The 13,149-nt window shown below is 29.4% G+C and carries 13 protein-coding genes and 2 pseudogenes; 1 reads left to right on the forward strand and 14 read right to left on the reverse strand.

Going from position 1 to position 13,149, the window contains the following annotated elements; all coding sequences use genetic code 11:
• Positions 1-89: 89 nt before the first annotated feature.
• The 3 genes from QZV12_RS05990 to QZV12_RS06000 all read right to left on the reverse strand — a co-directional run bounded on the left by QZV12_RS05990 (position 90) and on the right by QZV12_RS06000 (position 2,068).
• Positions 90-455: a zinc ribbon domain-containing protein gene (locus tag QZV12_RS05990; RefSeq protein ID WP_295618759.1), complete on the reverse strand. Its 366-nt coding sequence runs from the start codon at positions 453-455 to the stop codon at positions 90-92.
• Between the two features lie 136 nt (positions 456-591).
• Positions 592-1,512, reverse strand: a complete 921-nt coding sequence (locus QZV12_RS05995; protein ID WP_295618762.1) for an SHOCT domain-containing protein — start codon at positions 1,510-1,512, stop codon at positions 592-594.
• Between the two features lie 19 nt (positions 1,513-1,531).
• A complete protein-coding gene (locus tag QZV12_RS06000; RefSeq protein ID WP_295618765.1) occupies positions 1,532-2,068 on the reverse strand; it encodes a hypothetical protein in 537 nt (178 codons plus the stop codon).
• 337 nt (positions 2,069-2,405) lie between these two features.
• Between QZV12_RS06000 and QZV12_RS06005 the strand changes: the two genes are divergently transcribed.
• Positions 2,406-2,780 (forward strand): winged helix-turn-helix domain-containing protein, encoded by a 375-nt coding sequence (locus QZV12_RS06005; protein ID WP_295618768.1) that lies wholly within the window; start codon positions 2,406-2,408, stop codon positions 2,778-2,780.
• A gap of 11 nt (positions 2,781-2,791) precedes the next feature.
• Here the strand turns inward: QZV12_RS06005 and QZV12_RS06010 are convergent, their stop codons facing one another.
• The 11 genes and pseudogenes from QZV12_RS06010 to QZV12_RS06060 form a co-directional block, all read right to left on the reverse strand.
• A complete protein-coding gene (locus QZV12_RS06010; protein ID WP_295618771.1) occupies positions 2,792-3,532 on the reverse strand; it encodes a S24 family peptidase in 741 nt (246 codons plus the stop codon).
• 174 nt (positions 3,533-3,706) lie between these two features.
• A complete protein-coding gene (locus tag QZV12_RS06015; RefSeq protein ID WP_295618774.1) occupies positions 3,707-4,933 on the reverse strand; it encodes an ATP-binding protein in 1,227 nt (408 codons plus the stop codon).
• Between the two features lie 354 nt (positions 4,934-5,287).
• Complete coding sequence (gene rbr, locus QZV12_RS06020; protein WP_295618777.1) at positions 5,288-5,833, reverse strand: rubrerythrin; 546 nt, start codon at positions 5,831-5,833, stop codon at positions 5,288-5,290.
• A 223-nt stretch (positions 5,834-6,056) separates the two neighbouring features.
• Positions 6,057-7,034 (reverse strand): annotated as a pseudogene (gene bsh, locus QZV12_RS06025) (choloylglycine hydrolase).
• A 157-nt stretch (positions 7,035-7,191) separates the two neighbouring features.
• Entirely contained in the window at positions 7,192-7,737 is a 546-nt protein-coding gene (locus QZV12_RS06030; RefSeq protein ID WP_295618781.1) for a flavodoxin family protein, read from the reverse strand.
• A gap of 124 nt (positions 7,738-7,861) precedes the next feature.
• Positions 7,862-8,248 (reverse strand): type II toxin-antitoxin system VapC family toxin, encoded by a 387-nt coding sequence (locus QZV12_RS06035; RefSeq protein WP_295618784.1) that lies wholly within the window; start codon positions 8,246-8,248, stop codon positions 7,862-7,864.
• A 4-nt stretch (positions 8,249-8,252) separates the two neighbouring features.
• On the reverse strand, positions 8,253-8,489 hold the full coding sequence (locus tag QZV12_RS06040) for an AbrB/MazE/SpoVT family DNA-binding domain-containing protein (RefSeq protein WP_295618787.1): 237 nt from the start codon (positions 8,487-8,489) through the stop codon (positions 8,253-8,255).
• Between the two features lie 358 nt (positions 8,490-8,847).
• On the reverse strand, positions 8,848-9,621 hold the full coding sequence (locus QZV12_RS06045) for an MIP/aquaporin family protein (protein WP_295618790.1): 774 nt from the start codon (positions 9,619-9,621) through the stop codon (positions 8,848-8,850).
• Between the two features lie 176 nt (positions 9,622-9,797).
• Positions 9,798-11,294 (reverse strand): annotated as a pseudogene (locus tag QZV12_RS06050) (DUF2193 domain-containing protein).
• Between the two features lie 583 nt (positions 11,295-11,877).
• On the reverse strand, positions 11,878-12,297 hold the full coding sequence (locus QZV12_RS06055) for an ABC transporter permease (RefSeq protein WP_295618793.1): 420 nt from the start codon (positions 12,295-12,297) through the stop codon (positions 11,878-11,880).
• 5 nt (positions 12,298-12,302) lie between these two features.
• Positions 12,303-13,115, reverse strand: coding sequence for a hypothetical protein (locus QZV12_RS06060; protein ID WP_295618796.1), 813 nt, complete (start codon positions 13,113-13,115; stop codon positions 12,303-12,305).
• Positions 13,116-13,149: the final 34 nt, after the last annotated feature.

The raw sequence follows: 13,149 nt of genomic DNA on the forward strand, positions 1-13,149 counted from the left end.
AAAAAAAAAAAAAAAAAAAAAAAAAAAAAAAAAAATAAAATTTATCATTTCTTAAAAGAATCAAATAGATTATCCAAAAACTCTCCGAATTAAATTATCCATTCAGAAATTTTTTCCATTATTGATTTATTTGAGTTTATTAAAGAATTGTTAAATTCCTGAATTTGATTTGCAGTGGATAAACTAGCACCACAGTTATCACAGGAAACTGCATCTTCATCTAATTCTTCACCACAAGAAGGGCATTTTTTAATGATTTTTAATTCAGCTATCTTATTGCCACAACTTGGACAAATAAATTCATCCATACCAATAATAGATCCACAACTAGGGCATCTTTTAGAATCTTCATTAATCAGTTCTTGAGTTTCTTTGTCATTGATTTCATTACCACAATTAGGGCATATCTCAATATCATCATCAAATTCCAAACCACATTTATTACATTTAATCATAATTAACCTCAAAAAAATAAAAAATAGGCTTTGTTGAAATCCACAGATTTTTATAAAAATTTTAAAAATATAACCTTAAAGATTAAAAATAAAAATTAAAAAAGGTTTCAACAGCCCTAAAAAAATAAAGAAATAATTAACTGGATAAAATTTCATTTTTCAGTTCATTAAATTCTTCTTCAGTGATTGCACCAGAATCTAATAATTCTTTATATTTCTTTAAAAGATCAGCCTTACTTGATTTTGAATCATTTTGTATAACAACAGTTTGAGGGCTCTTTCTAGAGGTTTTAAATAATGCCACTAAATTTTGCCCAAATTCAAATCCTGGAAGCCTTATTTCAAATGAAGTGTTATCCACGAGCTTAATCAATAATCTGTCAAACATATCTGCACTATCATTATTTACAATCAAATCTTTGAATCTTGTAGCCTTGAGAGATTGAATATCATTTTGAATAGCCCTTTTGATTGCATGAGCGGAATTAAGGCTTGTTCTTTTAGTAATATCTTCATATCTTGAGGTATCCCCAAGCCTTTTTGTTATTCTCATTGAAACTATCTTATCAAAATAAAAATTAGTAATTCCCGCATTAACTTTTTTCATGTCTCTGTTATCTATTTCCATGAAGACAAATTTATCATCTTCTATTAAGAAAAATCCATCAATCGTAGTTTTATTTCCACCAGAAGAACCAACAGGTCCAAGAACCTTATGTTTAGTGGTTTTTTCCTCGAGCATATTTACTCTCACTACACTTGTTAAAAAATAATCTTCATCTTTTATTCCAAATTCTTCTGCAAGCAAATCATATCTTTCAATGATTTCTTGACGTCTAAGTTCCCATTCTTTTTGCTTACGAGCTATAGATTCAGGCAATAATGCATTTTCGAATTTTTGGCCACACTCAACACAAAATGTTGTTCCTTTTGGATTTTTTGTACCACATTTAGGACAAATATTAGGACCAGTTATCCCACTTTCAACCTTTTCACCACAAGAAAAGCAAAAACTTGCATCTCCTATTTCAGCACCGCAATTTTTACATTTAACCATAAGTATTCCCCCATAAAACTTATTGTTGAGTGAATGTTTTTCTAATTCTATTTTCTAATTTACTATCTTCAACTTCACTTCCAAGATTATTCAAATTACCTGAAACTTCACTAATTGCACTGTTTAAAGAATTAATTTTATTTTCCATAATATCAATTTCTAATTTCATAAATCCTTTTTCAATATCAGTGTAAAGTTTTGATTCCTCAGTTATTATCTCAACATCATCTCCTTCAGTCAAAATATCCATTAACTGTAAAAATACATGTTCTTGATGTTGCTTTTCATATTCTTTGATTTCTGCACCTTCATAAATCTTATCCAACAACATTTTTATAATGTTAATGAAGTCTTCCTTATCAGAATTAATATTTTCTGGTGTTAATTCTGTTTTCAATAGGAAAATGGAATCAATTTCATCGTTTTCCTTTAGCACTAAAGAATATCCTTTATTTTCAATATAAACTAGAACAATAGACTTATCTTCAAAAATATCCAAATTCACTTTTGAGAATTCCTTAGGAATTGATAAAAAATCTAAATTACGTACCAACACAATATCACCTAATTATATTATTTTAATTTAAATAAAAACTTTCATTTTTTTTTTAAAAAAAATTATTATATATAATATGTATAAAATAATAATATTTAAAATTTGCTAATAGCATGCTAATAGTATATATATAGTATGAACATAGTATAATATATTTAAAAAATTATATTTTAAAATATGAATCAAGAAGAAATAAACAATATTCTCTTAGAAAATAAAAAGTCTGAAAGAGGAAAATAAGAAATTAAGAGAACTCTTAAAAAAGCAAAAAAATAGAACCGAATTAATTGAGAGAAAAATAGATGAAGATAGGCTTGAAAATGAATATACTGTAAATATGATAAATGATATTAAAGAGGATAATGAAATTTTTGAATCTGAAACAATAACTCAAATTAGCAGCAAAAAAACATTAGAAAAATCAAATAATATCAAAAAAGATTCAGAAAATAACATGAGCATAATATCATTTTTAGCAAGATCTGAGAAAAGAGTGCAAATTTTAAAATCATTATCTGAAGGTAATAAAATACCCTCAATCATAGGCAAGGACATAGGAGATAGCAGCCATCATGTCTCCAAATATTTAGCAAGCTTAAAAGAAAATGGTCTTGTAGTATGCCTTAACGAAAATGATAAAAGATTTAGATTTTATGAAATAACCGCTGATGGAATGCACTATTTAAATATAATTGAAAATAAAAAATATTAAAAGATTCATTTTCAGATTCTAATTACCCCATCATTATTATAAACATCAATCACCACTCCCTGAATATCTGAAATGTCAACCCAAGTTCGTATCCCCTCGTATTTGTATGTTTTGCCATTTCTTTCAAAGGTTCCATTGACATTATCACTTACAAGATAAATCTTGTTGCCCTCTATTTTAGCCACTCTTTTCATGATGCTGCCATATTGATTTTTATCATACTTAGCACGTACAATATCCCCAACATGAACATTATGGGTCTTGTTTAAAACAGTCATAGAACCCTCTTTCAATGTAGGTTCCATAGAAATTCCCACTCCTTTTGAAGTGTAAATAAAACAATCTTCACCATAAGGAGAATTGATAGTTATATTAGGATTAGTGAGACCATGATTTTTGCAGATTTGTGTTAATTCAGACCTTAAGGTAGTGATATTAGCATTAGGATCATCTATTTGCCTATAAATGCAATCAGCTAAGGGATCAGCCAAATCATAAAGGTTTCCAGAGGTATGGACATCTATGCTAAATCCTCCTTCCCGATGAAAGTCAATAGTGACCTGATTAGGATAGACATTATTATAATAATCAAGGAGATCATTATTCTTCTTTTGAGCATCAGGAGGCATTCCATACCATTCATCCTCGATTTCAAAATAGTTATCTGCAGAAACTGTTTCAATCAATCCGATAGAAAAAATAGATATCAAAAAAATACTGATTAAAATAGAAAAAATAATTTTCTTATCCATTTATATCACCCCATAATTTCTATTCTATTAAAACATCTATAAATAGTTTCTTAAATGATTCTATAAAAAAAATAATTGAAAATGACAAAAATAACAATTAAAAATCATTGAAAATGAAAAAAAACTTATTTATTAATAAGAATTTATTTAGGATAAAAGCACTTTTAGCATTTATTATAAAAAATCCTTTAAGAAAGTTATTACATTCAAATGCATTATACCCCTCCTGCTCTTATCCTCCTTATCTGTAGTGAGGATATATTTAGGATAATTGTCAGGTATTCTCATTAAAGGCTTAAATTCACGATTTGCTGTCTTTTCATCTGCAATTGTATATGCAACTTGGATATAGATCTTTTCATTTCCCTTTCGAGCTATAAAATCAACTTCCATATCTCCCATAATTCCAATGGTTATTTTATAACCATGCCTTAAGAGTTCTAAATAAACTAAATTTTCAATTAAATGTCCTCGATTTTCTTGTTTCTCTTCCAATAAAGATTTATAAAAACCTAAATCAATTAAATAATATTTTTCAGAATAATTAATTTCATTTAAACCAATTACATCTTCTCTTGTAACTTTTGAAATAAAATTTGCATTTTCCAAATATTCCAAATAATTATAGATAGTATTTGGGGTCAAACCTAATTTTGATTGCTTTAAATATTTATAAATTGAATTGGCAGAGATTAGATTACCTACATTTTCAATCAGGGAATTAGTTATTCTTTTCAATAATCCCATATTTCTAATCTGATATCTCTCAACAACATCATATAAAAAGATAGAAGAATATAAATCCCTTAAAACAACCAATTTGTCTTCTGCTTCTGCAGATATTACCGCAGGCATTCCTCCATACTGAAGGTATTCCTCAAATAGATTTTCCAAATCAGTGTACAATTGACTGTCAAAAATAGAAGCAGCACCAATTTCGTGCTTGTATAATAAAAATTCCTTAAACGAAAATGGATACATTCTGATTTCAATATATCTTCCTGTTAACAAAGTAGCCAATTCCTTTGAGAGCAACTTAGAATTGGAACCTGTTATAAAGATATCAATATCAAATGACTTATAATAGGAATTGACGCTAATTTCCCAATTTTCAACATTTTGAATTTCATCTAAAAACAAGTATTTTCGATGATTTCCTGATTCTATTAAGGGAATAAGAAACTCATCCAATTCTTCTCTGGTCTCAATTGAATTATATTTAGGATGCTCTAAATCTATGAAGATGAAATTTTCTTCTTCAACTCCATTGTTTTTTAACTCTTCAACAATTTGATTTAAAAAATAAGATTTCCCTGATCGTCTAATCCCAGTGATTATTTTTATTAAATCCTTATCTATGAGTCTTTTAACCTGTTCCATATATAATTCTCTCTTGACCATAATTAGCTCCTGAATTTTATTGTATAAAATAAAATTTATATTGAAATTTAAAAAACTTATTTTATATAATAATATTTAATTTTATAATATAAAAATTTATTGTATAAGCAAAAAATTAGTAAAAAAATAACAAAATTTATTATATAAGATAAAATATGAAAAATAAAAATAGAAAAAATAGAATTAATTAGAAAATCAATTACTAAAAATCCTAAAAAAAAAAATAAAAATAAAAATAGAAAAAAATAGAATAGATTAAAAAATCAATTACTAAAAATCCTAAAAAAAAAAAAATAAAAATAAAAAAAGAAAAATGTATTAAGGAAATCTTAATACAAACTCAATAATTAAAAATTAGATATAACTGGTGTCTTGTTTTCTGAAGTGTGCTTGTGGGTGATCACATAATGGGCAAACTTCAGGAGCGTCTTTTCCAACATGGATGTAACCACAGTTATTACATTTCCAAGCAATTTCTTCATCTTTCTTAAAGACTTTGTCTGCTTTTATCTTATCTGTTAAAGCATTGTATCTGTCTTCATGTGCTTTTTCAGTAGCACCAGCTGCATCAAATAATGCTGCAATGTCATCGAATCCTTCTTCACGAGCGGTTTCTGCAAACTCTTTGTACATTGAAGTCCATTCTTCATGTTCACCAGCTGCTGCATCTGCAAGGTTAGCTAAAGTTTCAGGTACTTTTCCTCCGTTTAAGAGTTTAAACCAGATTTTTGCATGTTCCTTTTCATTATCAGATGATTCTTGGAAAATGTCTCTGATTTCTACGTAACCGTCTTTTTTAGCTTGAGAAGCATAAAATTCATATTTTACACGAGCTTGAGATTCACCAGCAAGAGCTGCCTTTAAGTTTTCTTCAGTTTTGGTTCCTTTTAAATCTGCCATAATAATCTCTCCAAAAATTTTTAAAATTTAAAACTAATCTAAATTTAAATAAACATATAAAAATGACAAAATACATTTTTTTCTTTAATATTTTATTTTAAATTAGTTAGTAATATTAAATTTAGTTTCATTCTATAAAAACTTTTTGACATGAAATTTTAAAAAAAGATCCATTTCCAAAAAAAATCAAATAAATAACAATGAAAAATAAAAAAAAAAAAAATTAATTAACAAAATTGATTTGAGCCTCATCAATTAATGGATAAAATACCAAAGCATCACCTTCAAGATTTTCCTTATTCAAATCTACAGCAGTTATTTGATGATTGTCATAAGTTTTATAATATAATATACATTTATTTGTATTGTAACATGAAGAATAAATTGTATATTCATATAAATCAGGATCATCGATAAAAGTCAAGCCCTTTTGTTGATCAACAGATCCTAAAATATGGAAAAACTGTGAAACGCTTTCACCTTCGCTTGTACCTGAAACTGAATTTTCACGAGTAAAAGCCACCTTAACAAATCTTGATGATGAAGATAAGTCACCTGGAAGTCCAATAGCACCTATACCTCTGCTGTATGTGTCCAATTCAAAATTTTTAGAGAAATTGTTTTCAGGTGTTTTAACACTTAGACTCATATAATTATTTAAATTAAACAGTTGCATATCAAAGGTTGGATTATTAGTTAATACCCCAACTGGATTGTCATAGATCTTCAATCCATTTTCTAAAGGCTCTACAATTATAGAAGATTTATCATCTGAAATCATCCAATGAAGTGGAGATAATGGCAAATTTTCTGAAAAGTTAATATTTACCATATTAAGATTTTCTAGGAGTTTTCTAACATCATCGACAGATTCAGCTTGTGACAATAAGTAAGGGATGAATTCAAAGGGAGTTACATTAACCATGTCCTCTTCAATTTTTCTATAAATTGCATTACCTGCGAAGTTTAAGCCAGCAATAGCAACTCATTTTTCATTACAAGCATCATAATATAAAGGATATTCATCAATACCTGCAGTTATACCAATAATTGCATAATGGGTTTTCATATCATCAATTTTTCTGAATTTAAACTCGTAATTCCTTGGAGTTATACATACCCTTTCATTGTATGAGATTTCATAATCAAAATTTCTACCAAAGTAATGGTCTTCTGTAATATATTCACTTGCAGTACACATACTTATAATTAAGAATTAATTAAGTTAAATAATTTTTTGAAAATCTCTTAAAAACAGAAAAAATATAATAATAAATGATAGGTGGTTGATTGTCAGAATAAAAATTTTTAAAAAAAAACAAAAAAAAGATTTGAAATTATTATTCATCGCACTGGCTTTAAAATTTTTTACCCAGTTCATAAGCCTCTTTTAAAACATCTTCCTTTTCTTTTACATCTGCAGGGAATTTGACATCACCTACATCCAAAGCTCCAATGAATTCCATTTTCGTATTGTTTTTAAATGGTTGTGTAATAGTTAACTGAAGATAAGCATCATAATCTCCAGGATATGCATGAGTTAAAACAATAGCGGCCTTTGCATCTTTAGAAAAGCTTTTTTCAGGATTGTTGAATATGCTGTAAAACCTATCCACAATTGTTTTTGCCTGTGCAGTCATTTGACCAAAGTAAATAGGACTAGCTAAAATAACACTTGCTCCATTTGCAAGCTTGTCAATAATCTCCTTTCCATCATCTTCATATCTGCAGTCTTTTCCCTTATTGCATAATTCACAACCACTGCATGGTGCTATATCAAGATCATGTATGACATATTTAGTTACAGTATGCCCATTTTCCTCAGCACCTTTAGCTATTTCATCTACAATTATTTCACAATTACTGTTTTTACGTGGACTGCCTATTAAAGCAAGAATCTCCATTTTAATTCATCCAATAAATTTTCTTTAAGCCAAATAAAAACTTAAAACACTTAATTGTTCATATATAATGGAACTAAATGCAATCATATTTTTATTTTTTTAGATATTTAAATTTTAATAAAAATCAATATACCCTAACTATACCTTCAACTTTATCAAAATCATCATCAAATGACAATATTTCTGATATTCCAAGTTCTTTCATAGTATTGATAGCTGTACAGTCTGCCAATGATAAAGTTGCATCATATTTTAGGAAATAATGCATAGATTCATCAATCAATGTTTCTGAATGATAAATGTTATAATTGTCAGTAATATACTTAAAGATAGAATATCCTACCTTTCCTCCCAGAGAAGACCCTATTAAATTCAAAGATTCAATCATCATCGCTTCGGTAATATACTTATCTTCCGTTTTGAGTTTTGGCAACAATTCCAAAGCCCTTTCATGCCATTTATCCTTTTCAATAACTAAAGCAATGATAAATGATGCATCTACATAAATCAAACAATCACCATTTCAAACCTTTTGATCCTCTTTTCTTAATTTCAACACTATTAATAGGTAACTCTTTTTTAATTAAACCTATTATATCCTCTTCAGTATATTTCTTTTCAACTTTCAAGAGCATTCCCTCCTCTGTATTGGTCCATGAAATTTTATCCCCTGCCTTAATGTCATATAACTTTCTAAATTCTGCAGGAACTACAATTTGATTGCTTTTACTCACTTTACTCAATGCATACATCAAAACACCTTCCCTAAAATATATTATTAATCATAATAATATTTAAAATTTACTTTATAAATTTAAAAATATAAAGTAAATTGAAAAATAAAAAGTATTACCAAAAATATACAATAAAACTATAAAAAGAATCTAAAATGGAACAAATAACAATAAGAAACTAAAAAATAGAATTAAAGTAAACAATAGGAAAATAAAAATAAAAAAAGAAAAGTCAAGAGCAATCACTCCCAACTAATGAAAATATTTTGGTCAAGGTTTTTGAGCCGAAGGCTCAAAAAGCTTGGGTCCAAAAGCTTGGGTCCAAAAGCTTGGGTCCAAAAGCTTGGGTCCGGAAGCTTGGGTTTAAAGTTTGAACTTATTCTTCAAATGGTTGTGGCAATGCACAAGCATCGTTTCCTTTAGCTAAGTAAGTGTATACTAAAGCTGCAAGGATTCCACCTACTATAGGTCCAACCAAATAAATTGGGAAGAATCCCCAAAGATTTTGTCCTCCAAGAAGCATATCCATTAAGTAAGGACCAAAGGTACGTGCTGGGTTAATGGAAGCACCAGTGAATGCACCGAGCACTACGATTACAGTAGCTACAGTCATACCAATGGAAATTCCAGCAAAACCAGGTTCTGCTTTTTTGTCAACTGCAACACCCATAACAACAAGTACCAAGAAGAAGGTACCGATACATTCTGCAACCATAGCTTGCATATAACCTACTCCCATTCCAGGAGCAGTTGCACCTAATCCACCAACGGTTACAGCAGCACTACCTAATATATACCATAACAGGAAACTGCCTAAACATGCACCAATCACTTGAGCAACAATATAGTAAACACTGTCAATCAATGAAATGTTTTTGCTTACAAGCAATCCAATGGTTACTGCAGGGTTTAAGTGTGCACCAGATATTTTACCAAATAAATAAATACAAGCCATTACAGTTAAACCAAATGCTAATGCAATAGCTATCCAGTCTCCAAGACCGCCAAGTAATCCAATACCAGCAGCTCCAGGAGTAACACTATCAGAAATAAGTAAAGTTACAACAGCAGCTCCAGTACCGAAGAACACTAGGAAAAAGGTACCTAAAAGCTCTGCAATGAATTTTTTTCCAATATTACAAGAAGCCATATTTTTCCTCCATAATTATTTAAATTTATAATTTGATAATCGTGAATAAATTAAAACTTAATAAATCATTGATTGAGTTTAAATCTCAATAAAATTAACTAATTTATTTATTAAAAAATAAAAAAATAATTAAGCCAAAAGGCTTAATTAAAATTGGTCTATTTTAAAATGCAGATCTATACAGATTCTTTCCATTGACAGTATTCGTGTTTTGCATCAATCATACAAGAAGCACAGTTTTTACATCCTCTTACTGGGGAACCTGGAACTTCCTTGTTAAGTGCAATGATGTTGGTCATCATGGTTGCATTTACAGGTTCAGGAGTAAGCAAGCAAGGATAGTCTGTAAGTCTCATTAATGAAGAGAATCTTACTGTAATTCCACAAGCAGGGTAAGTGTACCTTTGTGGGTTCATAAGCACTTCACTTTCATTGATAGCACTTAAGTCAACATCAAATCCAGCCGCTTTTGGTACAAGATCAATTTTTTGACTGCTTCTAGCTTTTCTAGCATTGTTGATTGCTGTGTATCCTCTATAAATCATGTCCATAAAGTCACAGTTGTGCAATTCTGCAGCTGCTCCTCTGGTAGGATATTGTTGTACGAAGTTGTGGAATCTTTTAGTTAATAAGTCTACAACCATAGGTGCATTGAATCCGTCTAATTCAAGAATGTATTCAGCAGCACATGCAGTTGAACCGGTTGCTAATGACAATACATTATAAGGGGTTTTGAAATTGTCAACATTAGCTTTTAAGGAAGCTTCCATTACTTTTGCAGTTGCTTGGATAACTGCTAAGATCACATCATCCTTACACATGTTGTAGCTTGCTTGACCAATGTGGTGACCAATGTCCCCTACACAGTATGCAGGTACAGTTACAATGTTACCATAGTGTACGCCATCATCCATTGCTGCTTTAACAACAGAAGTCATTTCCATTTTGTATCCTAACATGAATTTTCTTACATCAAATGATGAGTGTCCTGCATCATCCATTAATTTTCCTTGAGCTTCTACAGGTTCCTTATAAATCATTTGCAATGCAGCAATTTCTTTTTCAGTTGCTTGAGCAGCAGTATCGCCAGCTTCAATAGCATTTGCAAATGCATCACCAATACCATAGGAAGTGTTCATACCCCAAGATTTTGCAGAAAGAATAGCTTGTTTATGCATTACAGGAATGTCAATGGTTTGCAAGATTTGGTTTACAACATTGGAAGTACTTCCTGGCATTAAAGCAAAGTCCACTACATAGGTAGGACCATAGAATCCACCATAACGGCAAATGGATTCTTTTGCAACCAATGCTTCTTTATCAGCAATAGCCTAAATGAATGCGTCTAAGCTGTCTGCAAATTCACCATCTTCCTCATATAAGATTTCAAGTACCGGAGGAGTTTGATAATGTTCAATAAAGGGGTCATCTTCAGGTCTGATTGTTTCAGTAACAGAAGTCAATACTTTGTAATGGCTTTCTACAGATTTTTTGTGTAAGTCAATTACAGATTCTGCTTGACCATCTGCACAGGTCATCCCTGCAACAGCATCTGCATAAGGTTTTGCATCAACAATCTTAAAGTCATTGTATCTATTTTTTGAGATTACATCAATATCTGCTTGTAGAGCAGCTACTGATTCATTAATCATTTTTTCATATAATTCTTTCATCATAACACCACATTATATAAAAAATTCGACTACAATCGTTTATTTTATTTAAAAGGTTAAATCAAATTAGTTTATTTAAAGAGTTAAATTAAATTAATTAATTCAAAAGGTTAAATTAACTTAACTTATTTAATATGTTAAATTAAAATAAACTTGCAAAAGATTAAAGATTATATTAAAAAAATAGACTAAAAATATTTAAATCAAATAAAAATAAAAATTTATCTTTATTTTTATGAAATATTGAATAAAAATCTATTATGTATAATCTTCTCTTATATAATAATTATTTTAATAAATATATAAATGTATTGAAATAATTTTCAATTATACTTGAAATGATATGAATGTATAAAAGAAAGGATTGGAAATTCGACTTAAAATAATGATTAAATAATGATTAAATTTTTTAAAGAAAAAAGCAAGATAAATTTACAATTAGCAAAAAAAGCAAACATTAAAGAAAAATCAAGAAATTTTATAATTAAAAAAAAATTAAAAAAAAGTAAAAAATAAGAATTATTCCAGAATCTTAAGGCAATTTTATAATTAAAAAAATTAAAAAAAAAGTAAAAAATAATAATTACTCCAAAATCTTAAGGGCTTCAGCCATATCAAGCTTTTTGATCTTATATGCAAAGTTCAGATTTATTAGAATTGAAACTGCCAGTATTAGCAAAAATGTGATTGCCAAATTTGTTAAGGATATACTCGGAACTGCAAAGAACTTCTCACTTGATGACTCCCAAGCCTTTTCCAATACCTTATAGGCTAAAGGAATTCTCAATAAACCTCCAATGATTATGAAAGCCAAGCTTTGTGTCAGCAAGAGCTTTGTCAAGTCTGCAGTTTTAAACCCTAAAACCTTAAGGGTTCCGATATCACGTTCCATCTCTAAAAAACTAAGCAAACCTAAATTATACATGATAATCAATGCCAAAAGAACTGCAAAAATCATCAATGCATAAATCATTGACCATAGGGATTTGTTAAGTTCATGCAAAGCATTTATATATCTTTCCTAGAGACAATGGATTTTATTCCATCATACTCTCTTTTTAGATCTTTTTTTGAAGTTATGATGCTTGTTGTAGTGTAATTCAAACCTAAATCATCTAATTTTTCTCTAGACATTATGAATCCTTGTGAGGATGGGTGTCCATCTATCTTATCTATTTTCACTTTAACCCATTTATCAGAGCCCATAATATGAAACTTGACAGTATCTCCAACAGTTACCCCTAAAAGATCAGCCATTTTCTTTGAAAGGGCAACCTCATCATCTGCTATTTCAATCTCATTTTGATGAATGTCTGTTGGAGTAATCAAATCTGTGCTGTCCAATACCAAAAGCAAACCAGACTTTTTCGTGGAATCCGATTCTATTTCAACGGCAGATTCCATTATCTTATCTCCATTAACCATATCTGCCACATCATCAATTTCAGATAAGCTTGCATCAGCATCAACCATCAGCTTATTTTCAAAATGATTTATCTTATCGAATTCCCAATGTTCCGCATCAGTCATTCCATCATACAATCCAAATGCATAAATCAAAAGCACAGTGCATCCCAATACACCTACAATAGTCATGATTGCCCTGAAATTATGCCTTTTCGCATCCCTATAATTCCAACGAAGATTAAATGACATGTGTTGCCAAATCTTCAACTTTTCAACAAATGAAGAAGTTGTAGCTTTAGGTGCCTTTGGCCGTATAATAGTTGAGGGATGTTCATTAACAATGCTTCTGATTGAGAAATATGAAACTGCAAGTGACAACAAGACCATTATAATGACTACATAAACAAATCTCATTCCCCCTACAGGATTAAAGTAAGGCAATACATAT

It is taken from the genome of uncultured Methanobrevibacter sp., from assembly GCF_902769175.1.
In the GTDB taxonomy this organism is placed as follows: domain Archaea; phylum Methanobacteriota; class Methanobacteria; order Methanobacteriales; family Methanobacteriaceae; genus Methanobrevibacter.

Bases quoted from the DNA above. Each gene is read 5' to 3' on its own strand.
- QZV12_RS06060 (WP_295618796.1), bottom strand. From the start codon at position 13,115: ATGAGATTTGTTTATGTAGTCATTATAATGGTCTTGTTGTCACTTGCA.
- QZV12_RS05990 (WP_295618759.1), bottom strand. From the start codon at position 455: ATGATTAAATGTAATAAATGTGGTTTGGAATTTGATGATGATATTGAG.
- QZV12_RS06010 (WP_295618771.1), bottom strand. From the start codon at position 3,532: ATGGATAAGAAAATTATTTTTTCTATTTTAATCAGTATTTTTTTGATA.
- QZV12_RS06015 (WP_295618774.1), bottom strand. From the start codon at position 4,933: ATGGTCAAGAGAGAATTATATATGGAACAGGTTAAAAGACTCATAGAT.
- QZV12_RS06005 (WP_295618768.1), top strand. From the start codon at position 2,406: ATGATAAATGATATTAAAGAGGATAATGAAATTTTTGAATCTGAAACA.
- QZV12_RS06040 (WP_295618787.1), bottom strand. From the start codon at position 8,489: ATGTATGCATTGAGTAAAGTGAGTAAAAGCAATCAAATTGTAGTTCCT.
- rbr (WP_295618777.1), bottom strand. From the start codon at position 5,833: ATGGCAGATTTAAAAGGAACCAAAACTGAAGAAAACTTAAAGGCAGCT.
- QZV12_RS05995 (WP_295618762.1), bottom strand. From the start codon at position 1,512: ATGGTTAAATGTAAAAATTGCGGTGCTGAAATAGGAGATGCAAGTTTT.
- QZV12_RS06045 (WP_295618790.1), bottom strand. From the start codon at position 9,621: ATGGCTTCTTGTAATATTGGAAAAAAATTCATTGCAGAGCTTTTAGGT.
- QZV12_RS06030 (WP_295618781.1), bottom strand. From the start codon at position 7,737: ATGGAGATTCTTGCTTTAATAGGCAGTCCACGTAAAAACAGTAATTGT.